This is a genomic window from Streptococcus infantis (assembly GCF_047460875.1).
GTDB lineage: Bacteria > Bacillota > Bacilli > Lactobacillales > Streptococcaceae > Streptococcus > Streptococcus infantis_AA.
Map to the genome: position 1 here is coordinate 13,767 of NZ_JASHFI010000010.1, position 23,056 is coordinate 36,822.

The window sequence follows — 23,056 nt, forward strand, 5'->3', positions numbered from 1 at the left end:
TGATATAAACAAAGATGTAGGAGGAACCGAAACTATGACAGCCTCAATGCGTTTAAGATAAGCTGGCAATAAAAAAAGCAGAATCTATACCCGATGATAGGCTTTTTTGTTGTGCTTATTTATACGATATTGAGCATTCATTAGTTACGGTGAGGATATTGGTTATTTAACTATACCTTTATTTAACTATGTCTTTAATATGAATGTTTCCAAATTGTATGTATGCAGACCAAAAGCCACATTGTGGGGTTTGGCCTGCATTTTTTATTGCCTAGAATGCTATTCAAAATAGAAATTCAAGCAAAATAATATGCAGGAGATAATATAAATGGAAAAATACAACAATTGGAAACGAAAATTTTATGCAATATGGGCAGGGCAAGCAGTATCATTAATCACTAGTGCCATCCTGCAAATGGCGATTATTTTTTACCTTACAGAAAAAACAGGATCTGCGATGGTCTTGTCTATGGCTTCATTAGTAGGTTTTTTACCCTATGCGATTTTGGGACCTGCCATTGGTGTGCTAGTGGATCGTCATGATAGGAAGAAGATAATGATTGGTGCCGATTTAATTATCGCAGCAGCTGGTGCAGTGCTTGCTATTGTTGCATTCTGTATGGAGCTACCTGTCTGGATGATTATGATAGTATTGTTTATCCGTAGCATTGGAACAGCTTTTCATACCCCAGCACTCAATGCGGTTACACCACTTTTAGTACCAGAAGAACAGCTAACGAAATGCGCAGGCTATAGTCAGTCTTTGCAGTCTATAAGCTATATTGTTAGTCCGGCAGTTGCAGCACTCTTATACTCCGTTTGGGATTTAAATGCTATTATTGCCATCGACGTATTGGGTGCTGTGATTGCATCTATTACGGTAGCAATTGTACGTATACCTAAGCTGGGTAATCAAGTGCAAAGTTTAGAACCAAATTTCATAAGGGAGATGAAAGAAGGAGTTGTGGTTCTGAGACAAAACAAAGGATTGTTTGCCTTATTACTCTTAGGAACACTATATACTTTTGTTTATATGCCAATCAATGCACTATTTCCTTTAATAAGCATGGAACACTTTAATGGAACGCCTGTGCATATTTCTATTACGGAAATTTCCTTTGCATTTGGGATGCTAGCAGGAGGCTTATTATTAGGAAGATTAGGGGGCTTCGAAAAGCATGTATTACTAATAACAAGTTCATTTTTTATAATGGGGACCAGTTTAGCCGTTTCGGGAATACTTCCTCCAAATGGATTTGTAATATTCGTAGTTTGCTGTGCAATAATGGGGCTTTCGGTGCCATTTTATAGCGGTGTGCAAACAGCTCTTTTTCAGGAGAAAATTAAGCCTGAATATTTAGGACGTGTATTTTCTTTGATCGGAAGTATCATGTCACTTGCTATGCCAATTGGGTTAATTCTTTCTGGATTCTTTGCTGATAAAATCGGTGTAAATCATTGGTTTTTACTATCAGGTATTTTAATTATTGGCATTGCTATAGTTTGCCAAATGATAACTGAGGTTAGAAAATTAGATTTAAAATAAACAATATTGGAGGAATATTTATGTATCTTATTTTCATGTAACTCTTCCTGCTAAAATCGCAGGGTTTTCCCTGCATACAAGCAAATGAAAGCATGCGATTATAGACAGGAGGAAATGTTATGGAATTAATATTAAAAGCAAAAGACATTCGTGTGGAATTCAAAGGACGCGATGTTTTAGATATAAATGAATTAGAAGTATATGATTATGACCGTATTGGTTTAGTAGGAGCAAATGGTGCTGGAAAAAGCACTTTACTCAGGGTACTTTTAGGAGAATTAACTCCCCCAGGATGTAAAATGAATCGTCTGGGTGAACTTGCCTATATTCCCCAGTTGGACGAAGTAACTCTGCAGGAGGAAAAAGATTTTGCACTTGTAGGCAAGCTAGGTGTTGAGCAATTAAATATACAGACTATGAGCGGTGGTGAAGAAACAAGGCTTAAAATAGCACAGGCCTTATCGGCACAGGTTCATGGTATTTTAGCGGATGAACCTACGAGCCATTTAGACCGTGAAGGAATTGATTTTCTAATAGGACAGCTAAAATATTTTACAGGTGCACTGTTAGTTATTAGCCATGACCGCTATTTTCTTGATGAAATAGTAGATAAAATATGGGAACTGAAAGATGGCAAAATCACTGAGTATTGGGGAAACTATTCTGATTATCTTCGTCAGAAAGAGGAAGAACGTAAGAGCCAAGCTGCAGAATACGAACAATTTATTGCGGAACGTGCCCGATTGGAAAGGGCTGCGGAGGAAAAGCGAAAACAGGCTCGTAAAATAGAACAGAAGGCAAAAGGTTCTTCAAAGAAAAAAAGTACTGAAGACGGAGGGCGTTTAGCTCATCAAAAATCAATAGGAAGTAAGGAAAAAAAGATGTATAATGCTGCTAAAACCCTAGAGCACAGGATTGCGGCCTTAGGAAAAGTAGAAGCTCCGGAAGGCATTCGCAGAATTCGTTTCAGGCAAAGTAAAGCATTGGAGCTCCATAATCCATACCCTATAGTCGGTGCAGAAATTAATAAAGTATTTGGGGATAAGGCTCTGTTTGAAAATGCATCTTTTCAAATTCCGTTAGGAGCAAAAGTGGCGTTAACTGGTGGTAATGGAATCGGAAAAACAACTTTAATCCAAATGATCTTAAACCATGAAGAAGGAATTTCTATTTCGCCTAAGGCAAAAATAGGTTACTTTGCACAGAATGGTTACAAGTACAACAGTAATCAGAATGTTATGGAGTTTATGCAGAAGGATTGTGACTACAATATATCAGAAATTCGTTCAGTGCTAGCATCTATGGGGGTCAAACAGAACGATATTGGAAAAAGTTTATCTGTTTTAAGCGGTGGAGAAATTATAAAATTGTTGCTTGCTAAAATGCTCATGGGTAGATATAACATCCTAATAATGGATGAACCCAGTAACTTCCTTGACATACCAAGTTTAGAGGCTTTGGAAATACTAATGAAGGAGTACACCGGAACTATCGTGTTTATCACCCACGATAAACGATTACTCGAAAATGTAGCAGATGTAGTTTATGAAATTAGAGATAAGAAAATAAATCTGAAACATTAAATTTAAGGTAGTCGCTGGTCAGTATAGTCTGTTCTGGTTGGCGACTCCATTGTTAAAGAGTATAAAGACTTTAGATTTTATGAATATTAAAAATAGGAACAGTCAATTGAACTGCTCCTATTTTTCTGCTAAATATATTGTAGTTTTCTTATATGTATAATGATAGATTAGCGGATTCTCATCTACGGTACTTACTTCAAATATGAAGAAGTGATCGCGGTTATCTCTGGACTTTTCCTTATTGAGGACAAAGTAATTCTTACGTGAAGTCGCCATTGTTTTTAGGATATCATCAGTTAGGAAGGTCAATGGAATATTCATGTTAGAGTAGCGGTAGAAGTCACGTTCAAAATCTTGGTAGCTCTCGCTATAATAGTCCATTTGTAGGTGATTACGCTGAAACTCAAGCTGATTCATAGAGCACCTCCTCGACAAGTTCAATACTAATAATGTCTTTTAATTTCAAATTGATGTGACCTGTTGTAGTTTTTATCAAAATGAAATCTTTGGTCAGACTTGGTATTGTTCCAGTGTAGGAAACACGCTTGTTTTTTTCAATCACTTGAATGCGTGTGCGTAGCTGCCCGGCGTATACTTGACTGAGGAGTAATAATTTCTTCTCTAGTGATAAGTCAGACATGTACGTTACTTTGTTTGTATCATCAGAGAGTGCTGATGCATGTTCAGATAGGAAAAAGCCCATCCATTTTTGCATCTTTGTATCCTGGTACTCTCTTGCTGATTGAAATGGTAAATATGAACGGTCAATCATATCAAATCCTTTCTATGCAGAGGCAAGGGTATTTTTATCAAATTGAATCGTAAAACCTTGAATTCCCCCACCTGTGTAACATTCTTTAAAGCGATTGATTACCTCAGTATAGATTATCACAGATGAGCTTGTTGGCTTAATGCTAAATGTAAATTCCAATGGTAATCGGTTTTCAGATTTAGCATGTACTAGTCGTATCGATATTTCAGTTGTTTTGAGTTTTCTCTGACGAAGTTTTGAAGTTGCTGTTTCAACGATTCCATGTAAAAATCTTTCAAGCATTTCAATATCATTACATCCTTTGCTACGGATTTCTGAAAATTGTACTGTATTTTTTTCTTGTTTCATTTTAATCCCTCCAATCCACCCGCGGAATGACCACCGATAAGTTTACTGCGTTCAATATTTCTGGAACCTTCAGTTAGGACGGTTCCTTTTTGTATGGCTAAAAAACCAAACTGTTCTCTGACAACATCAATAGCTGTCTGAAGTCTATTATCTTTTTCAATTTGTTCTACATCATCAAAGAGTGATAGTAGAGTATAGCTTTCATCTACGAAGCCACTATAAGATACACCAATTTGTCTCACTGCACCAGAGGTGTATTTTTTCGGAATAATACAAGTACATGACTCACCATTGTTTTGGGGAGATTTGCGGGTTCAATTTTATTCTGAGCATTTATAGATTTTTTCATCTCAGTCCTAGAATAGCCAATATGAATAGAAACGACAGTAGTCAATACTAGGGCTACTGTTCCGTTCCACAGTATCATTTAAAAATCATTTTCACACCCTTTCGTCTATTAGTATAGAAGAAAGCTCTCAGCACACAATATCCACTTGTAGTTTATAATAACTATCTCCTCCTTTACACTTTAATTCAAATCTTTATTAAAAAATATTTCATCTTATTTAACAAGAAACCATATTTATATAACAACATAAAATACACTAAGTTATTTTATTGAACATATATCGTACTTTATCTATCCGACTATTTGGACGACGGGGCTGGCAAACAGGTTCACCGGTAGTAACATGGTACCCTTTTAACTCTGTTAAACAAACACTACGTCCATTTGTAAAGAAAGTTAAATCACTACGATATTCTTGAATACACCGAGCAGGGATTTCTCCACTAAGAATGACCTCATTATTTTTCAATTGAGTGTCTACGATGTTCGCACAATATTTAGGAGCATCGGTGTATGCTCGTGAAAGATATTCCTGTGGCGCATAAATTTTAAAACTAAGATATGGCTCTAACAATTCTGTTCCAGCTTTTTTTAAGACTTGTTCCAATACAATAGGAGCAAGCATCCGAAAATCTGCTGGGGTACTAACAGGGCTATAGTATAAGCCATACTTAAAACAGATTTTACAGTCCGTCACATTCCAACCATACAATCCTTGTTCACAGCCATAGCGTATCCCTTCCATAACTGCATTTTGAAATGATTGATTTAAGTATCCAAGAGAAACCGAGCTCTCATACTGCATTCCACTTCCCAACGGAAGCGGTGATACAGATAAACCAATGGAAGCCCAGAAAGGATTCGGTGGAACTTCGATGTGAATGGTATACTCTGCTTTTTTTAACGGTCTTTCCATATAAATGACTGTAGGCTCTTTTATTTCTATCTCCACATGATACTTTTCTTGCAGCAGAGCACAAGTCACTTCCATTTGTACTTTCCCTAAGAAAGAAAGTATGATTTCATGTGTCGCAGAATCCACATAATATCGCAGAAGCGGGTCACTGTCGGAGATTTCTAAAAGTGCATCAAGTAACATTTCCCTTTGTTGAGGTTTGCTCGGTTCAACAGTCGTTTGCAGCAGAGGGAGGGGATTTTCAATTCTCTCTCTCTGTGGCAATAGCTTTGTATCTCCAAGAACACTATTTAACTTCAAAAACTCATTCTGCAAAATAACAATTTCCCCGGAATAAGCCTTATCGATTTTACATAATTCACCATTTATTGAAGTATACATTTCTGTAATTTTTATTTTTTCCTTTTCCGATATTCTAACCGAATCTCGCAAATGCAGTACGCCACTATAAAGACGTATATATGCAAGACGCTGTCTTTTTTCCGAATACTCAATTTTGAAAACTTTTCCGCAAAGTTCAGACTGACCTCGATGTGTTGATGAATAAAATTTATTCGTAATCACTTCTATAAGGTTATCAATCCCTATATTGTTTTTTGCACTTCCGTGATAAACAGGGAACAGGGAACAATTATGAAATCTTATGCTTTCCTCTTGTTCGAGTTCCAATGCTTCTAATGATTTACCGGACATATATTTCTCTAAAAGGTCATCGTTTCCCTCTATTACCGTATCCCATTGTTCAGATTCGGTAAAGTTCGTCACACACATATTAGGATACAGTTCTACCTTCTGTTTGATTACAATTTCGGCAGAAAGTTTCTCTTTAATATCCTGATAAACCGTTGATAAATCAATTCCATTTTGGTCAATCTTATTGATAAAAAAGATTGTGGGAATCCCCATTTTCCTAAGTGCATGAAATAATATACGAGTTTGTGCTTGTACGCCATCTTTTGCAGAAATCAGTAGAATTGCCCCATCTAAAACTGATAATGAACGATATACTTCTGCTAAGAAATCCATATGTCCTGGCGTGTCTATGATGTTCACCTTCGTATTTTCCCACTGAAAAGAGGTTATTCCTGTCTGAATTGTAATTCCTCTCTGACGTTCTAAAAGCGTATTATCCGTCCTCGTTGTACCTTTGTCCACGCTTCCTAATTCTGTAATCGCTCCACTGTTATATAATAAGCTTTCTGTTAAGGTAGTTTTTCCCGCATCAACATGAGCTAAAACTCCAATATTAATAATTTTCATGTGATTTTCCTCCATTCAAAAGCCCAAAAGGGCATAAAAATCCCAGTGATAAATACTCTTATCACTGGGATTTTTATGCATAACCATAGGCATACAAAGCATACAGATATTCTCCGGATACTTTAGAATCACATGATAAAGGTATTCTTAAACTGGGTACAAAAAACTAAGCCCTCCTAAAAAAGGACATCCAATTATTTGTTCCCACTATCAAATTGACAGTTTATTTAAGAATACCTTGCCGCATATTTATTAACTCCTTTTAAATAGATACTTAAATAATAGCACGTAAGAGCATATTTGTCAAGGAATCTCCAATTTTTTATCAAAGAGAGTACGTGATTACAAAATAGCTGTAATAATGTACCAATATTTGTTATTCTATAATCTTCCAATTACTCCCGTTCTTTTCAAGTACCAAATCAAATTGAGATACCTGCGTTGCTTTGGTCTGCTGGTCGATATACTCCACTGTCAGCGATACCGTGACTTGATTATCCTTACGATTGTGAATAGGATTTACCAGTTCTTGAAAGATGTACTCTTTTCCGATTGGTTTTAATATCCCGTCATTCACATAGTAGGAAAGTTCACTGGCTGTCGCTGTAGGATAGAGCTTGAAGAACGTCGTTAAAAACTCATTGATTTCATTGGTTGTAATGGAATCAACCGTCCCCTCACTTTCAATGGCTTTTGGTTTATAACTTGATTTCTTAGGTATGTTGGTAATGGTCGGATTCTTAACCAGTACCATATTTCCAGAACCATCTACATAGACACTCACTATATAAGCAGAGTGGACGGTCTTTGTATTTTCTCCCTCTGTAATGAGCTGGTCTACACTGTAGGTTACATTAAACTCATTGTCGCCAGTTGGCTCTACCGTCCATATCTGAAATCCTCTTACAGAAGACGATACAGGAATATCTTTGCGTACTGTATCAACATTGAGAGCTTGAAGTTCATCTGTCAGATAGCCTTTTAGACTTTCCATTCGATTATCAATGGACTTATCGGATTGCTCCCATGAATAGTAGACTTTCGCAAAGTTCTCTACAAAATTTTCTACATGATGAGTATCAACGTATTCCTTTTCTATGATAGTTGTTTCGTGAATAGTATGAGTATCTATAGCTGTAAAGTGCTTGAATATCGCAAAGCTGAAACTAAGCCCTAAAAGTACCCACAAGGCAATCACAACCTTTTTATGAGGATTGACCTTATAGTAGACACGAGGTTTCTTTTCCTTTGGTATCTGTTTTTCTTTATTCTGATTTTTTCTAAATTTCATCATTAAATCTTCCTTTCTCATTGTTTGATTCGTCCTGCTCCCACTAAATGCTGTTGCCAGTAGGGGCTTGTTAAGTCGGCATAACCGATTGGGTCGCCTGCATGAAACATACGGTTATTGCCAAGGTATATCCCAACATGAGTAATATAAGAGCCAGCGTTATAGGTAGAATGAAAGAAAACCAAATCGCCAGCTTGTGCTTCCGATAGTGGGATATGCTGGGTCACATCATATTGCTGTTGTGCGGTTCGTGGTAAGTTAATTCCAGCTTTTCCATACGTCCATTGTGTCAGTCCGCTACAATCAAAAGAAGTAGTCGGGGAAGCTCCACCGTAAACGTATCGCCAGCCCTCATATTTCAGTGCTTCGTCCATGATGGCTTGTACCGTATCATCATCAAACTCTGTTGTGACAAGATACTGCGTTACCAGTTGCACATAAAACATATTGCCATAGTTGTATCGCCAGCCCCCATTGATAGGTATGGCTATGGGATTGGGGTAAGACACTTTTTCGCCACCTGAATACTCTTTTGAGAAACTTTGAGCCAGTTCAAAGGTATATTTATTTCCACGATTAGCCACATACCCTAAGAAACCACCACCATAATTGTAGGACTGGATAACCGATTCTAAATCTACACTGAGCCTTTCGCTACTGGCTAATAATTCACTGAAATACTTCACACCTTGCTTAATGGATTCTTCTGTACTCAATGAATTAGGTGGAAGACCGAGGGATTCCGAGGACTGCATAACATCTTCCGCAGTACCGCCCGATTCCACCTGTATAATCGCAAGAAGTATGTTGACATATTCTTCAACGCCATATTCTTTGGCATATTTTTCTACCATAGGCTTATGAGCCAGCACTTCTGCGGAAACATTCACACCTCCATAATGAATATTGGAAATTCCGCTGTCCTGTTCATCTGAAAATAAAATGGCAACAAACAGAAGCAGTGAGAAGACCATCAAGAATAATCCAGAACCACCAATCACTAAAGTTTTCAACTTCATGGTTTCTTACCGACTTTCTTAATGGTGGCGGTTTTGATTGGTGGTCTACTTCTTGTATTTTGTAGTGGTACTCTTTGAACAGTAGACGGACGTTCTTTTGTGATTGGACGTTGTGAAGTTCTATCTGCTGTAGTGGTTGAAGTTGCTGGCTTTTGAACGGTTTTTTCTTGAACGGTATTGCCTTGGCGTTCCACTTTTGGACTTGAAAAATCGGACTTAACTGCTGGACGCTCTTGTTTGGCTTGTTGAGATTCCTTATATGAAGTCTGAATATTAGACTGTTTTGAGGTCTGTTCATCATGATATTGTTCTTGTCTTGTAGTCGGTCTTTCATGAACAGAAGAAGCAGGCTGTTTTTTCTGTTTGACCTGTTCCATTTCAGAGCGACGCTTCGCAATGGTTTTTCGCCTTTGTTCCTGCTGTTCCTTGCGTCCACTGGCTCTGTCCGCTTTGGTTTGAGAAATACTACTGGTTAAATCACGGACATTCTCTTTTACTTTGGATTTTCCTTGATATACTGCATATCTTGCATTGGTCGGCAAATCTTTAACCTGTTCTTTCAAACCACTAGCAGTGTCTACCATTCTGTCTTTGGTATCAGCTACTGTACCGATGGTTTGACCGATACGTTTTCCAAGTGTTGATTTTTCCTTTCCGTCTGGTCGGGAGTGATCTGCTTGTGTCCTTGCAGAACTCCCCGAACCCGACTGTCCTTTTTTACCTGTAACAATGGCAGACCCAGCCCCTAGAGTAGTCATGGAACGTCCAAGTTTCCGCTGTAGACGGTGCATGTGAGCGTGCATAAGCATACGAGGTTTTCTCATCACACGACTTCCCACACTTTGAGAATCGTTACTCTGTAGAGAAAACATACTCATTAAATCGCCCAGCTTGAAGTAGATTCCTGCAAAGGTCACAATCTGTAGAAAAGCAATCAAAAAGAACGGATAACCAGCCGATAAGGTATAGAGCATGGTTGAAATACTAAATGCTGTCGTAATAATCAATGTGATTCCAGCTCGTGTCAAAATGGTATTAAAGAGCTTTGTTATGGCTCGTTTTGACATACCATCAAATGATGGAATCATGCTTAAAATAAAGCTCACAGGCAGAAACATAGCATAGATGATAAAAAGTACCTGCGAGAAAATCATGATTCCTGTTAATAGGAATACAAATATGGAAATCCCAATATTGAAGACAAATAGGAAGAAGACTGTACCTAAACGGTTAATGGTCTTTGTAATGGTTAGATTGGTATTGCTTCTGTCTTCAATTTCTTCCGCAACAATTTTTTCTCTGTCTTCGCCATTGTTGGAATCTGGGCTGGTGGAGAGCAGGCTTTCCACACGGTCAATACCGATACTTTCAATGTCTGAACTGTTGTATTGAAGCAGTAGCCACGGTTGCTGAACCTGTATGGAAAACAGGCTATCTCTGATTAAGTCCACGCTGTCCTTGCCTTGACTATCGGAATGGGGCATGACAATCTTCGTGCCAAGTGATAAACTGGCATTACTGATGTCTGATGAAAAGTCATTGATTTTTTTAATGTAGTCGGGAGCGTAGGCAATAAAGGAAGCCGATAGGATAAACACCAGCACAAAATTCATAATGGCATGAATTGCCTTTGTGGTTTCTCTCTTTATCAGTCCCGTATAGGCAACATAAACCCCAAGAACCAAAATCAAGAGTAAGAGGAATCCAACATAGAAACCCTCTGTTGAAAATCCGTTTGCACTCACACCAGCTAAGGTCTGCATATTCTTACCAATGGAATCTGCTGTAGCGGAAATGAAGTCTAAGGAATAGGCTTCCTGTACTAAGTAACCTGTCGCATTGGAAACATACAAACTGATTGTCCAAATAAAATTGGTAATGGCATATAGTCCATACATGACCTGTTTTCCAATCCCGTCCGACCAGTTCCACGGAAGCCAGCCCCAGCTATTATCCACATAAAAATCCAGTTGATAGTTTTCAAGTGGGTATCGGCTGTATTCATTTGCCACATTGACCGTATCATCTACCAAGCCCGCAGCTTGAACCACCGTTCCCAGCATGGCTAAAAGAAAAATGGCAATCACAAGTGTGAAAGCCACTGTCATTGCCACTTTACCTAGACGTTTCAGCGTCCAGTTTGATTTTATTCTGTTTACTATTGATGGTTTCACATTTACACCTCTTTTCGCACAGGTGGTCTGGTATCAAAGGCATGGAGCAGTTCTTCAAATACAGGGTGGAACTGTATCACACCGACACGACCATATAAATCACTGATAAGGCATTGCCCGTTTTCCAAATCACGCAATCGCTTCTGATTGTTTTCGTCCTCTGGGTCTACACCAAAAAAGGCTAAGGTCTTTTTAATCTCGTTAAGGTCAGTGGAACGAAATGCAAATTTTAAGCCGAGGTTATTTTTCAGTTTTTCATCTAAGAGGTCGTCTGTATTTTGGGTCACGAAATATACCCCAGCGTTCATAGCACGACCAGCCCGAACCAGCTTCATAGATAGTGTTTTTCCTTGTGCTACCTGTAAAAAGCTCCATGCTTCGTCTAAATCTACAATCTTGAAAATGCTTCGGTCTGTATGGATAAAGTCTAAAGCAAAGGTACTAATGACAATCAGCATAGCAACGGATAAAAGCTCCATAGTGGTATATTCCTCAAAGGAAGTTTCCTTGTCGGGAAGTACCAAGTCCGCAACCTGTATAATGTTCAGTTGTTTTTCTAAGCTGATAGACTGCTCCACATAACCATTACTGAATAATAAATGTGCAAAGTCATAGTCTGTAAAACTTTCGATATGGTCGGCTATACTGGTACTTAGTGGCGTATTCTCAACCCGTAATTCCTCAATCACTTTCATCAACCCTCGTACTTCACTATTGGTTACTGCACGAATGGCTTTTCTAAGGATTGGGAAGCGTTCCCCATCACGAGAGGAAATCCCCGTAAGGAATGTCAGAATATCAATAGCCAGTGATTCAGAATCTTTGGGATTTTTCATAATCACATAAGGGTCAAGTAAGCCTTTGTTTTTCTCATCAGAAGTCAGAGTGACGATATTGATTTCATGGGAAATCTCTGGCAAGGTTTCTTTCCATCTGCCACGTTCTGCTTTTGGGTCTACAATCACTGCTTGTGCCCCATAAAGCACCGCATAATAGACGATAAGGTTATTCGCAAAGGATTTACCACCACCCAGCGAACCAACAAAAGCCGACGCTAACGCATTGGTTACTGAACCCTTAACCCCTTGACTGGCAAGAGCAGGTTTCAGATAGACATTGCGTCCAGTATCTAAGCTGTAGCCAACATAAATCCCCTCATTTTCCCCCAGCATTTGAGTAGCACCAAAACCTAAACCAGCGAGGAAATCAGAGGTCACGTATTGAATATAATCATTCATATAACGCTTGCTGGCAGGTAAAAATTCTTCATGTAAGCCGAGCATATCCCCAAATGGTCGTACCAGTTTTACGCTTAAATCGTCATAAAAATCTTTCACTTCATTACAACGACGTTTGAGTTCGTCAAGATCATTTGCTGATACCCTTACCACATAAGACAGCTTGTACATAGATTCCTTGCTTTGGTCTAAATTGGTTTCCAGCTCATTCACACTTTCCAGAGCTTCCGCCACATTGGAGCTGGTTTCATTATCACTTTGCCAAGCGTGGTTATCCAAGTCTTTCAGTTCTTTCTTTTTATTGCGGACAGTAGATAGGGCTTTACGATTCGCTACAATTTCCACATTCATTGACGTATCAATCGGGAATGTAAATTGCTGTTGCTGGTAGTAGAAGATTTCAGAGGACGGGAAGTCCAGTTCTCCGACAATGCTGTTAATGGTAAAGTAAGCTACATAGACGGTTTCATCTTCCTGCTGGATTTTCAAATATCGCTGTTTTTCTTCCACCAAACAGCGAGTAGGCTTAATCAAGTCATAGTATTTAATCAGCGTTTCATTATCCAGCTTTTTCTTTGATAGATGGTACTCATACTCTTCATAGGCAGTGCCTGTCTGTCCGTAAAGGTGTTCAATCAGATAGCCGAAGTCGTCCTTATCTAACCTGCGGATTTTGAAACGACGAGAGATTTTATTTTCTAAGAGCTTTTCCATCTTCTGAAAACGCAGGATTTCATCATTACTCATACTAACAAAATCGCCCATCAGCTTATGGTTCACATCATAGACAAAATCAGACAAAGCATTTTTTGCTTCAACGGTAAGACTTTTCATAGAAAACTCCTGATCGTTGAGAAGCAACTTAAAGCCGATAAAGAAACGGTAGTTCACTTGATTTTCGCCAATCATGGATATTAAAGCGTCTGTCTGTTGGTCGATTTTGTCATAGGCAACCGCTTTGAGCTTGCCAGTGACTTCATTTTTGGAACGCTCTTGTGCAGAACGTATGCTGGATTCTGTACTGATTTGTAAAGCATGAATTTTGCCATCACGATTTTGTGCGATAAGCTGTCTGAAAGAATCATGCACTTGTATTTTCTGTTCTGGACTTAGAAATGAGTAATTGTAAGGAACAAGCTCATAGTAAGCATAACATTCCCCGTCTTTATTCCAGACGAGATTGTTTTCAATGTATTTAATTGGATATGCCATAAAATTCACTCCTAACTGCTGTAATGGCTTCTTGTGGCTGGTTTCTGCCAAGCGTTACTTTTTTTCCTGCATAGGTCAGCTTTGGTCGCAGTGCATAAGCAATGACAGACTTCAAAAATCCATAAGGCTTTTTACCATCAAAAGTTTTTGTAGACATAAACCATGTGAAAGCCACAGGAATCCCAAAGTATTTGAGAAATGCTCCCTCTATCATGGAAAGAGGGGGCAAGTTGCCAAGTATCATCACTGCAAAGAGTGACACGACAAACCATGTCATTTGCGTAAAGGTTATGGGAAACGGAAGTCTAAAATCATTGATAGAATACAGTACCTTTTCCACAGACCAGATACTGGTATAGCTTCGTATTTTCTTCATGTAATCAATCCTTTCATAAAAAATAGGGGTAGCTGATTGAGCCACCCCGTAAAATAGAAAATCTGCCAGTAGTAATGTACCGACAGATTTAATAGACGATTTCAAAAATCCCATGATTGGTTGAGATAAACGTTCCTGAAAGGTCTAAATCCCGACCATAGGCTTGATAATCAATATAGTTTTGAAGACTAGCTGGTACTTCGCCTAAAGCACCCGTTTCTTCAATGTAGTAGCGTGCCACGTCATACATATCATCACAATCGGAATGAATGATAATATCCTCTTGATGTTCGCTTAGTTCTTCAATGCTTGAAAAATGAGTGAGCAGAGCAGATAGCTCCGATTGTAATTCTTCGGGTAATTCCGATACCATTTCCCATAGTCGATTGAGTTCGCCAATGGAAGTGTATTCGTCAACCGTAAAGGGTAACTCGTAGTCATGAATGGCGTATTCCTCATATTCATCATTCAAGCCGATTTTCTCTTTGACTTCCTCAAAGTCAATGGGAAAGGTAAACCACGCACCGACCAATTCGCCCTCATTGTATTTGCCTAAATTCGCAATATAGACTTGCATATCGTCCATATATTCACGTCCTTTCTTTGTAGAGATTCAAAAATCCCTACCGCACTTCGTTTGGTGTACCATTCCTTTGCGGAACATAAGAAAACCACTTATATTCCACAAAAGAACGGTTTTATTTAAGCACCAATAATGCGATTGAATAGCTCTAGTAAAATGTCTTTTACTCCAGCAGCGTTGAAGACTAAGCCAACCGCAATAATCGCAATAATTAAAAAGCCAATCAGTTTGCTAAACTCACGCTTGAAGCCAAGATACAAGCCAATCACAACGATTGCTAAAAGCACCAGTGATTGAGCGTTTGATAGAAACCAGTTATAAAGGTTTTGTCCAAAATTCATAAAAATGTTCTCCTCTCTATATTCAATGAATTTGTATTTGAGTTATTTTTTTGTTGTTATCACGTCCTGTTCTTTTACTGACTGTTGCTTCAAAATCTGCTTGTGTCGGTCTGTCAGTTTCGCATGGTCGAGAATGTCTTTTACAACCTGCGTCTGGTTGATTTCATCAAGTTTAATCGCAACCTTTAAGGTCGGGGCAACTTGATGAGATAGCCAGTTCAGCGTCCTTTGGAAGGAGTAAGGCTCTGGTTTTGTGGTTAGTTTTAATCGTTCACGATTGTTCCCAATAAACCAAGCCCATTCTTCATTCAGTTTCCAATCAGAACGAGGTTTGGAATCGTCTTTATCTACAAAACGGATATACCGATTGATAATTTTAAAGGCGGTATGCTCTGGATTGTCATAGACGAGTAAATCACGGACTGCATAATAGGCACGCTCATTTTTCAATCGAATCTCAAAACGGTTTTTTACTTCTGCGTCTTCAATGGGAATATCATTTTTCTTGTACTGCTCGTAGTCCTTTTCATAGATACAGAAATAAACTTCACTTTGTAATGAACCGATATAGAGGGTGTTTCCCATACATTCCTTTTCCTCTTTGCGTACCAGTTCGCCACTGCGATAGCTTTTAAAACTGCGGAAGACGGAGATACATTCTTCCTGTTGGCACTTTTCAGTGAGTACAGGGATATTCAAAATCCCTGTCTTATCGTTAATGGCAAGGTCAAGGCGTTTCATCACACCGCCAGCCACCAAAACGTCCATAAAGAACTCATACCAGCTTCTTTGTTGTGCCAGAAGATAGCTTTCAAATTGTCTGCACCCACGACCTTTCAATTCCACCAGAACTCCTTTGTCCAGTTCATGGGAGCAAAGGACGAATATGTCGCCTAAAGCATAATGCTCTGAATAAGAATAGAAACCATAGTCCTCATGAAGAAAATAGGACAGTTTCAGTTGTAAGATGTTTTCGACCACCTGCTGTACGTCTGTTGTCGGAAAGCGAATCCTTACATAATCAAACAGCATTTCAAGGGGAGCGTCGGGATTGAAGCGTTCCAGAGCTTCCCAAAGGGACTGCTGTAAATCCTCTGATGGCTTGACTTTTCCTGTTTCAATATCGCTTAGATACTGCCTTGTAATACCAGTCGCAACAGCTAAACGGTTTTGAGATAGTCCATAAGCCAAGCGTTTTTCTTTTAAATGCTGTAACCAAGTTTGTTCATTCAGTAAAAATCCCTCCAATCAAAAAGGCGTATGTCAACTTTTAAAGCCCATTTGACATACGCTGAAATTTTGTAAATCCCTTGTAACCAAAGGATTTTCTAATGTTTTTTTGACTGTTTCCTGTCGATTTGTACCCCCCTGTTAGATATAGTGGGAAAAATTCAAAAAAAGCCCTTTAAAATAAGGCTTTTTAGATACTTTTCTATTTTTTGGTAGCTCTTTTGGTAGCTAAGTAGACTTAATCAATAAAATCATTTGATATGAGATTGAGTTTATCAGTTAGTTCGGTATCTGCGTTGGGGTATAAATGACTATAAATGCTAAGTGTTGTTTTGACATCAGAATGGCCTAATCGTCTTTGGATATATAGGGCATTTACATTATATTCATTAATAAGCAAAGATGCGTGGGAGTGTCTCAAACCTTTTGGTTGAATGTATTTAACACCAGCACGTTTAGAGTATTTTAAAATTTGGTCTCTAATACTACGTTTACGATATGGAACTCCGTCGGGCGACAGAATGAATGGTATTTTATCGACTTTTTCTTGTCTTTCTTTCCACTCCTTAAGAACCTTTAAAGTATTATCATCGAGTCCAATAGTACGCCGAGAGCTTTCAGTTTTTAGCTTGTTACGGCGCTCCCAGTTTTCACGATTTATATACTGTAAGTTGTGATTGATTGCTAGTGTTTTCTTTTCAAAGTCCACATCTTCCCAATAAAGAGCAGTCGCCTCATTTACACGCATTCCCGTAAAATAATAAAGCCAAAGGAGTGTATAAATAAAATGCTCAAAATAACTCTCTTTATCAAGGGATTGTATTACTTTTTGAAATTCATCTTTTGTCCAAAAGTCGATATGTTTTTTTGTTATTGGAATAGGACTGATATTACTTGTAGGTATTTCATGGAAAATTAACCCATACTTTTTTGCGGTTTTCAAAACTTGATTAAGTAATGCCATTTTGTTTCTTGCGTATGAATTTGAATATTTTTCTAATAAACTATTTCTATAATTTATTACATCATAAGTTGTAATTTCTCTAGGTTTTTTCTTACCAAAATATTGAATAAATTCATCAAATATAATTTGACGTCTTCGTTCGAGGTCTGGACTTGTAGTAGCATAATAGTTTGGTATAAATACTTCGTCCATAAATTGTTTAAACGTCCACTGAGTGTGCTTAATTCCACCTTTTTGATGCACTTTATTTAAAGCCCTTGTTCGTGCCTCAAAGGCTTCTTTTGCGGTTTCAAAACCACGTCTGCGTTCTTGATATGGTTTCCCAGTAGCTAGGTCAACTCCAGCTTTAAAATAATAAGTATATTTCCCAGTTTTATCGTCTCTAGTAACACCAGTATATCTAGTTTTTGACATGTAGTTCCTCCAATCCAAGAATTTCTGATACAACTGATACGGGAACGGTTCCGAGCCCTTTATTGTTATAGAAATCGAAACCACGTTCAACCATAATGTGTTTTGCTTGTCGTAAAATATTATAAGCAGTCCATTTTGAGAACCCTAAGTCCATAATATCTTGTACTGTCATAGTGAGTTTATCGTTCATAAAATATCTTCTCCTTTACTAGTAAGTTCAATGAATTCGCCTATTAATTGTTTTAATTCATTGTTTAATCGTGGTGTTTGTTTTTTAAGTGCATCTTGAAGCTCTAAAGAAAATGAGTTACTATCAAATGCTTTTAGGTGTTTTCTAAGCCTAGTTTTTTTGACTCTTATAGTGTTAGGTTTTAGATAGGGAAATAATTCGGGTAAAAGAGCTGGTGCATGGAGAAAGATATAAGCAAATGCCTTGCTATCATCTGGAACACTTGAAAGACTAAAAAAACTAAAATTCTCTAATCGTTTAGAAATCTCTGAAATGGTTTCTGCGTTTATAGCCTTTGTTCTAAGTTGAAACTCCAACCGCCACCAAAAAGGTTTACTCTCGATATTCAATTTATCGGCTCTTTTATGACTTAATACCTCTATGTTCTTATCGTATAAACGTACTTGAACATTACTACCACTAGCACCCCAGTATTTACTTTCTATGTTTCCTCCTCTACCATAGAATATTTTATGACTAACTCCACCTTTGATATGTTGTAAAAAGACTATTTCTGGTCTGTTAAAGATATCAAAAGCAAGGTCTAAACGTGATAGTCTAACATCTAATCCATTTAATCGAGCATAATTCATAATCTGTCTCCATACTTGAAGACCTCCAAATTCTTTAAGCGAGTTTGGGTTAAAGTCTAAACGTATGACTTGATAACCACCATAGGTTGATAATTGGAAGAAAATTAGATTAATACTATCCTCATTTATCATTTTATAAAGTGTAAAATAATCTTCTCTTAGATTTGCTTGAATGCTAAATTCTTGAATAATAGAATCGATAGAATTTCTTAATTCCCAAAATATACGTCTTAGTGAACAGTTTTCTCTATCAAGGATTACTGTTAGTCGGTCAATACTGATATAAATAGATTTTTCTAGTTCTGATAAATCTACTCGACTTTGATATTCTCGTAGTGCTTGAAGGTTATTTTTCATCTGTAACGCCTCCTTTCTATAATTGCTAAATGCGTAGGTCAATGTTACTATTGAGTTTTGCTGACGACACGTTACTTAGGACGTTGCCTTAAGTGTATCTGTTTGCTGGCTGTTAGAAACGCCAGCTTTTTCTTAGAGATTGAGAGAACTGCGTGCTTCGGGCGCATTGCCTTCGGCTTGCGCCCTTGCTCTTGTCTCACAATCTCCAAACTAGGCGAATGGTAGAAGTAAGTATTGCCAATTTCTCTGACATTTACTGTATAGAAGCCATAATATCCTTAGACTAGCCATATTTCGCTTCTTATGGACTTTTTATTACAATTTTGGTATAATCAAATTGGTTTTAAACGAAAGCCTCAGAATGCTTTGCAGAGCTTTCTGGGGTGTTTTTTCATATTCATAAGCGGACTGGTATTACCTACAATGTATATCTTTTAGTTATATAACCAAAATGGTTATATAACTATGATACAACCATTTTGGTTATAGGTCAATAGAAAAGCGAAAGGAATTTTAAAATGTTGAAAGATAATATAAAAAAAGCCCGTCTTAAAGTGGGACTTACTCAATCAGAAGTTGCTGAAAAGTTAGGTGTAGCTCAAGCCCAATATGCTAGGTGGGAAAATGGAGGGAGAAATCCGAAAGATGAAACAGTAGAAAAATTAGCTGAAATCTTTGGTACGTCTTTTGAGATTTTAAAAGGACGTGATGACGGACTAGAAGAAATTGTTAGTTTATTGAGAGAATATGAATTGACAGAAGCAGATAAAAACAAAATTATTAAAACTTTAAAGGATTTATTACATAAATAAATCAAAATAATGTGGTAGTTGGAGAGCACAAAGTGAATAATATCCGGGAGCAAAAAAAGCAAGCTAAAGGATTTATTAAACGCTGGGAAAACCGTGGCAATGAAAGACAAGACAGTCAGTCATTTTGGCTTGATTTGCTCCAATCTGTTTATTGAATTGATAAATGAGAAGATTAAAGCGTTGTAGGAAAATAGATATTTTATGAGGAGGCGAGGCAACTTGAAAGAATATATTGTAAGTTTGGAAAAAGAAATACTCAAATCTGAATTTGAGGGGGTGTTTTTATGTCAACAATTAAAATTGAAAACCTTACTTTCTCATATTATGGCTATGTAAAACCTGTATTTGAAAATGTATCATTTTCATTTGATACGAACTGGAAAACAGGACTAATAGGAAGAAACGGAATTGGGAAATCAACACTATTTAAGCTGCTTCTAAACCAAGAAGTTTATAAGGGGAAAATCAGCAAAAGTGTTGACTTTATTAAATTCCCACCCAATTTAAGTGATACTTCAAAATTAGGGATTGAGTTATATAGAGAACTAATATCAGATGAGGAAGAATGGAAATTATTTAGAGAACTTCATTTGCTAAAGGTAGATGAGAGTCTTATTTACAGAAAGTTTGAAACGCTTTCTAAAGGAGAACAAACAAAAATCCTTTTAGCTATTTTGTTTACAAGAGAAGATGGTTTTTTACTTATAGATGAACCAACAAACCATTTAGATATGGACGGAAGAAAAATTGTCAGTGAATATCTGAAAAATAAAAAAGGTTTTTTGCTTATATCACATGATAGAGATTTTTTAGATGGTTGTATCAATCATATTATTTCTATTAACAGGAATTCTATTGATGTCCAATCAGGAAATTTTACATCGTGGTATGAAAATAAATTGATGAAAGACCAATTTGAGATTAGTCAAAATGAGAAATTAAGAAAAGATATTAAACGATTAAAAGAAGCTGCAAGACAAAGTCAAATTTGGTCTGATAAAGTTGAAAATACTAAAAACGGCGTGAAAGTATCAGGTGTAAAACCAGACAAGGGGCATATAGGTCATCAGTCAGCTAAGATGATGAAAAAATCTAAGAATTTGGAGAATAGACAAAATAAGGCAATAGAAGAAAAACAGAATTTACTAAAAGATATTGAAACAAAGGAAAGTCTATTATTGCATCCGTTACATCACCACAAAAATCCTCTAATATCAGTTTGCGATTTATCATCATATTATGGAAAAAAGCAGATATTAAGTAATATAAGTTTTGATATAAAGCAAGGTGATATAGTGGCTATATATGGGGGTAATGGTAGCGGAAAATCAACCTTGATTAAAATTTTATTAGGTCTAAATCACGAGTATTCAGGTGATGTAAAATTAGCAAGTAATTTAAAAATATCATATGTTCCTCAAGATACATCCAATTTAACAGGTAGCCTAAACGAGTATATTCATAAGCAAGGTGTTGATGAAACATTGTGCAAAACAATTCTTAGAAAATTAGATTTTGCAAGAGAATTATTTGAAATAGATATGAAGAACTATAGCGATGGACAAAAAAAGAAAGTTTTAATTGCTGTAAGTTTGTCAAAGTCAGCTCATATATTTATTTGGGACGAACCACTGAATTATTTAGATGTAATATCAAGAATACAGATTGAGGAAGTTATAAAAGAAGCAAATCCTACACTCATATTTGTGGAACACGATAAGAGGTTTGTAGAAGATATAGCGAATAAAATAATACGATTATAAACTAAATAATATCTTTTAGTTTGTCGAGGTAAACCTTTTTAACAATAACCTTATGCTATTGTTAAAAAGATTGAAACTCAGTAATAATGTATATTACTAAAAATCATATTAAAAATAATTCAAATTTATTGGTAGCCTTTTGGTAGCTAAACAGACAAAAGTTAATATCTTCATAAAAAAATACAGTTAGAGAATGTTGATTTATCAGCATTCTTTTTTATTTCAAATAGTTTCTCGGAATTAGAAACGGGGGGTTAAGTGCTGGCGTGGCTATTGCCACACCAGCCAGCAAGATCAGTCCACACCTGCGACTTCCGCTTCGCACGTCGCCTGCGTGGACTGTCTGCTGTTGGATAACTTTTTAATTTCCTCCAAGAAATCATATCCTTTTGGTACAAGGGGAGTATAAAACTCTGATATGACACTTGTTCCTACATCAACATAGCCACGACCTTTGATTCGCTTTAAGAAGAAATCCTTTTGTACGTCACTGCCAAACATCATGCCATAGCCCATTTCAGACATACGACCTAAAGCCACTCTGAAATTAAACTGATCACGGATTCCGTCGCCTAAATATTTTGCGTCTGGACGTTGACAAGCCAGTATTAGAAAGAAGCCAGCTTGACGACCTAACATGACAATCTGTTTCAGCTTATTCATAACTGCGGTGTTTTCTTTTGTTCCCAGCATTTCCATGAAAGCGACGTATTCATCAAAGATTAAGAAGTGTGCCGGGAGACCTAAGTAAGCATAATTTTTGCCAGTCTTATAGTTCTTCATCTGCTTCATTTCCTCACTACGTTTCATCATTTCTTCATAGAATGTTTCAATGCAAGAAAGCAAGTCTTCTTTTCTATAGTAGACATTTGCCATCACAGAACCTAAGTCCGCAAGGTCAGCATTTTTCGGGTCAAGAATATACAGTTTTGAATCTGTATGAAGCAAGGCTTCAATCAGTGTCAGTATAAAGTAAGTTTTACCGCCACCTGTACCACCAGCAATCAACATATGAGGGAGCTTATCATATTCCCACCATACGTTTTTCATTAAGCGAAGTTTACCATCTTTAGCTTCTACTTCATCAATAGAAATACGACTGGCTATGGTGTCATAGAGCAAAGTATATTCCACATAGGAATCCTTTAACTCTTTATCCGTCAGCTCACAGTACAAGCCACTCTCTAATTTCTTTTCCAAGTGTAAGAGTTGGTCTTGATATTTTCCCAGCGTGATTTCCACCCGTATCTGTATCAAGCCATTTTTAAGTCGATAATACATTTTAGGGAAGTAGGTTATCTTTTCCTTTGTACGACCAGCACTATCTTTAAAGAAACCCTCTGTTTTGACCTGTTCAGATTCATACCACTTGTTTTCAAGTATCATCTTTGCCAGTTTTTGACGGTGGTAAAGTTGTTTAACCGTATCATAGCGAACCCGTTTGAATACAAACGCTACCAGCAAGCAGATAAGAATTGCGACACTGAAACTGATAATTAAATAGGGAATGTCAATCTTATCTGCTTGTGATAGGTTAAAATCCTGCCAGTTGATCTGCTGGATTGTCTTCACATGAAACAGTCCGACAACCAGCAGGAAAACAGGCAGGAGTGACGCTATCGTAAAATGAAAGACTAAATCTTTACCAGATGGGCGAATCCTTTTACCACGCTGTTTCATGCGAAA

The 23,056-nt window shown here is 37.3% G+C and carries 21 protein-coding genes and 3 pseudogenes; 5 read left to right on the plus strand and 19 right to left on the minus strand.

Annotated elements, in window-relative coordinates:
- The first annotated feature begins 328 nt into the window (after nucleotides 1-328).
- Both mef(A) and msr(D) read left to right on the plus strand, forming a co-directional pair.
- Nucleotides 329-1,546: a macrolide efflux MFS transporter Mef(A) gene (mef(A), locus tag QM887_RS07225; RefSeq protein ID WP_000417519.1), complete on the plus strand. Its 1,218-nt coding sequence runs from the start codon at nucleotides 329-331 to the stop codon at nucleotides 1,544-1,546.
- A gap of 119 nt (nucleotides 1,547-1,665) precedes the next feature.
- A complete protein-coding gene (gene msr(D), locus QM887_RS07230; protein ID WP_414271128.1) occupies nucleotides 1,666-3,129 on the plus strand; it encodes an ABC-F type ribosomal protection protein Msr(D) in 1,464 nt (487 codons plus the stop codon).
- A gap of 117 nt (nucleotides 3,130-3,246) precedes the next feature.
- On the opposite strand, the gene QM887_RS07235 is transcribed toward msr(D), so the two are convergent.
- The 18 genes and pseudogenes from QM887_RS07235 to QM887_RS07320 form a co-directional block, all read right to left on the minus strand.
- Entirely contained in the window at nucleotides 3,247-3,546 is a 300-nt protein-coding gene (locus tag QM887_RS07235; protein WP_001072467.1) for a DUF5960 family protein, read from the minus strand.
- Nucleotides 3,533-3,901, minus strand: coding sequence for a hypothetical protein (locus tag QM887_RS07240; protein WP_000567222.1), 369 nt, complete (start codon nucleotides 3,899-3,901; stop codon nucleotides 3,533-3,535). The genes QM887_RS07235 and QM887_RS07240 overlap by 14 nt, the downstream gene beginning before the upstream one ends.
- Nucleotides 3,902-3,913: 12 nt before the next feature.
- The gene (locus QM887_RS07245; protein ID WP_000806926.1) at nucleotides 3,914-4,249 is read right to left on the minus strand and encodes a hypothetical protein; all 336 of its coding nucleotides are present in this window, start codon (nucleotides 4,247-4,249) and stop codon (nucleotides 3,914-3,916) included.
- Nucleotides 4,246-4,491: a hypothetical protein gene (locus tag QM887_RS07250; protein WP_001813542.1), complete on the minus strand. Its 246-nt coding sequence runs from the start codon at nucleotides 4,489-4,491 to the stop codon at nucleotides 4,246-4,248. The genes QM887_RS07245 and QM887_RS07250 overlap by 4 nt, the downstream gene beginning before the upstream one ends.
- 363 nt (nucleotides 4,492-4,854) lie before the next feature.
- Nucleotides 4,855-6,774, minus strand: a complete 1,920-nt coding sequence (tet(M), locus tag QM887_RS07255; RefSeq protein ID WP_000691729.1) for a tetracycline resistance ribosomal protection protein Tet(M) — start codon at nucleotides 6,772-6,774, stop codon at nucleotides 4,855-4,857.
- A 15-nt stretch (nucleotides 6,775-6,789) separates the two neighbouring features.
- Nucleotides 6,790-6,837 (minus strand): annotated as a pseudogene (locus tag QM887_RS07260) (hypothetical protein); the annotation flags it as partial.
- Between the two features lie 313 nt (nucleotides 6,838-7,150).
- Complete coding sequence (locus QM887_RS07265) at nucleotides 7,151-8,086, minus strand: conjugal transfer protein (RefSeq protein ID WP_001224320.1); 936 nt, start codon at nucleotides 8,084-8,086, stop codon at nucleotides 7,151-7,153.
- The gene (locus QM887_RS07270) at nucleotides 8,083-9,084 is read right to left on the minus strand and encodes a lysozyme family protein (protein ID WP_000769868.1); all 1,002 of its coding nucleotides are present in this window, start codon (nucleotides 9,082-9,084) and stop codon (nucleotides 8,083-8,085) included. Before QM887_RS07270 ends, QM887_RS07265 begins: the two co-directional genes overlap by 4 nt.
- Nucleotides 9,081-11,258: a CD3337/EF1877 family mobilome membrane protein gene (locus QM887_RS07275; RefSeq protein ID WP_000804748.1), complete on the minus strand. Its 2,178-nt coding sequence runs from the start codon at nucleotides 11,256-11,258 to the stop codon at nucleotides 9,081-9,083. The genes QM887_RS07270 and QM887_RS07275 overlap by 4 nt, the downstream gene beginning before the upstream one ends.
- 2 nt (nucleotides 11,259-11,260) lie before the next feature.
- On the minus strand, nucleotides 11,261-13,708 hold the full coding sequence (locus QM887_RS07280; RefSeq protein ID WP_000331160.1) for an ATP-binding protein: 2,448 nt from the start codon (nucleotides 13,706-13,708) through the stop codon (nucleotides 11,261-11,263).
- Nucleotides 13,692-14,084: a conjugal transfer protein gene (locus tag QM887_RS07285; RefSeq protein WP_000723888.1), complete on the minus strand. Its 393-nt coding sequence runs from the start codon at nucleotides 14,082-14,084 to the stop codon at nucleotides 13,692-13,694. The genes QM887_RS07280 and QM887_RS07285 overlap by 17 nt, the downstream gene beginning before the upstream one ends.
- An 88-nt stretch (nucleotides 14,085-14,172) precedes the next feature.
- Nucleotides 14,173-14,670 carry an antirestriction protein ArdA gene (locus QM887_RS07290; protein ID WP_000342539.1) on the minus strand — a complete coding sequence of 166 codons (498 nt, stop codon included), beginning with the start codon at nucleotides 14,668-14,670 and terminating at the stop codon, nucleotides 14,173-14,175.
- Between the two features lie 116 nt (nucleotides 14,671-14,786).
- On the minus strand, nucleotides 14,787-15,008 hold the full coding sequence (locus tag QM887_RS07295; protein ID WP_001009056.1) for a hypothetical protein: 222 nt from the start codon (nucleotides 15,006-15,008) through the stop codon (nucleotides 14,787-14,789).
- 42 nt (nucleotides 15,009-15,050) lie between these two features.
- Nucleotides 15,051-16,256, minus strand: coding sequence for a MobT family relaxase (gene mobT, locus QM887_RS07300; RefSeq protein WP_000398284.1), 1,206 nt, complete (start codon nucleotides 16,254-16,256; stop codon nucleotides 15,051-15,053).
- A gap of 22 nt (nucleotides 16,257-16,278) precedes the next feature.
- Nucleotides 16,279-16,392 (minus strand): annotated as a pseudogene (locus QM887_RS07305) (conjugal transfer protein); the annotation flags it as partial.
- A gap of 84 nt (nucleotides 16,393-16,476) precedes the next feature.
- Nucleotides 16,477-17,616 (minus strand): tyrosine-type recombinase/integrase, encoded by a 1,140-nt coding sequence (locus tag QM887_RS07310; protein ID WP_017771662.1) that lies wholly within the window; start codon nucleotides 17,614-17,616, stop codon nucleotides 16,477-16,479.
- Complete coding sequence (locus QM887_RS07315) at nucleotides 17,603-17,806, minus strand: DUF3173 domain-containing protein (RefSeq protein WP_017771663.1); 204 nt, start codon at nucleotides 17,804-17,806, stop codon at nucleotides 17,603-17,605. Before QM887_RS07315 ends, QM887_RS07310 begins: the two co-directional genes overlap by 14 nt.
- Nucleotides 17,803-18,795: a replication initiation protein gene (locus QM887_RS07320; RefSeq protein WP_017771664.1), complete on the minus strand. Its 993-nt coding sequence runs from the start codon at nucleotides 18,793-18,795 to the stop codon at nucleotides 17,803-17,805. Before QM887_RS07320 ends, QM887_RS07315 begins: the two co-directional genes overlap by 4 nt.
- A 518-nt stretch (nucleotides 18,796-19,313) precedes the next feature.
- Here QM887_RS07320 and QM887_RS07325 point away from each other — a divergent pair.
- The 3 genes and pseudogenes from QM887_RS07325 (at nucleotide 19,314) to lsa(C) (ending at nucleotide 21,370) form a co-directional block, all read left to right on the plus strand.
- Entirely contained in the window at nucleotides 19,314-19,607 is a 294-nt protein-coding gene (locus QM887_RS07325) for a helix-turn-helix transcriptional regulator (RefSeq protein WP_017771665.1), read from the plus strand.
- Between the two features lie 32 nt (nucleotides 19,608-19,639).
- Nucleotides 19,640-19,759 (plus strand): annotated as a pseudogene (locus QM887_RS07330) (methylase); the annotation flags it as partial.
- A gap of 132 nt (nucleotides 19,760-19,891) precedes the next feature.
- Nucleotides 19,892-21,370, plus strand: coding sequence for an ABC-F type ribosomal protection protein Lsa(C) (lsa(C), locus tag QM887_RS07335; protein WP_033585689.1), 1,479 nt, complete (start codon nucleotides 19,892-19,894; stop codon nucleotides 21,368-21,370).
- Nucleotides 21,371-21,664: 294 nt separating this feature from the next.
- Here lsa(C) and QM887_RS07340 read toward each other — a convergent pair whose 3' ends face one another.
- Complete coding sequence (locus QM887_RS07340) at nucleotides 21,665-23,050, minus strand: FtsK/SpoIIIE domain-containing protein (RefSeq protein WP_000813488.1); 1,386 nt, start codon at nucleotides 23,048-23,050, stop codon at nucleotides 21,665-21,667.
- Nucleotides 23,051-23,056: the final 6 nt, after the last annotated feature.

What these genes read in the sequence shown, in the direction of transcription:
- QM887_RS07235 (WP_001072467.1), bottom strand. Translation starts at nt 3,546, where the DNA reads ATGAATCAGCTTGAGTTTCAGCGTAATCACCTACAAATGGACTATTAT.
- QM887_RS07240 (WP_000567222.1), bottom strand. Translation starts at nt 3,901, where the DNA reads ATGATTGACCGTTCATATTTACCATTTCAATCAGCAAGAGAGTACCAG.
- QM887_RS07245 (WP_000806926.1), bottom strand. Translation starts at nt 4,249, where the DNA reads ATGAAACAAGAAAAAAATACAGTACAATTTTCAGAAATCCGTAGCAAA.
- QM887_RS07265 (WP_001224320.1), bottom strand. Translation starts at nt 8,086, where the DNA reads ATGAGAAAGGAAGATTTAATGATGAAATTTAGAAAAAATCAGAATAAA.
- QM887_RS07270 (WP_000769868.1), bottom strand. Translation starts at nt 9,084, where the DNA reads ATGAAGTTGAAAACTTTAGTGATTGGTGGTTCTGGATTATTCTTGATG.
- QM887_RS07280 (WP_000331160.1), bottom strand. Translation starts at nt 13,708, where the DNA reads ATGGCATATCCAATTAAATACATTGAAAACAATCTCGTCTGGAATAAA.
- QM887_RS07285 (WP_000723888.1), bottom strand. Translation starts at nt 14,084, where the DNA reads ATGAAGAAAATACGAAGCTATACCAGTATCTGGTCTGTGGAAAAGGTA.
- QM887_RS07290 (WP_000342539.1), bottom strand. Translation starts at nt 14,670, where the DNA reads ATGGACGATATGCAAGTCTATATTGCGAATTTAGGCAAATACAATGAG.
- QM887_RS07295 (WP_001009056.1), bottom strand. Translation starts at nt 15,008, where the DNA reads ATGAATTTTGGACAAAACCTTTATAACTGGTTTCTATCAAACGCTCAA.
- QM887_RS07310 (WP_017771662.1), bottom strand. Translation starts at nt 17,616, where the DNA reads ATGTCAAAAACTAGATATACTGGTGTTACTAGAGACGATAAAACTGGG.
- QM887_RS07315 (WP_017771663.1), bottom strand. Translation starts at nt 17,806, where the DNA reads ATGAACGATAAACTCACTATGACAGTACAAGATATTATGGACTTAGGG.
- QM887_RS07320 (WP_017771664.1), bottom strand. Translation starts at nt 18,795, where the DNA reads ATGAAAAATAACCTTCAAGCACTACGAGAATATCAAAGTCGAGTAGAT.
- QM887_RS07325 (WP_017771665.1), top strand. Translation starts at nt 19,314, where the DNA reads ATGTTGAAAGATAATATAAAAAAAGCCCGTCTTAAAGTGGGACTTACT.
- QM887_RS07340 (WP_000813488.1), bottom strand. Translation starts at nt 23,050, where the DNA reads ATGAAACAGCGTGGTAAAAGGATTCGCCCATCTGGTAAAGATTTAGTC.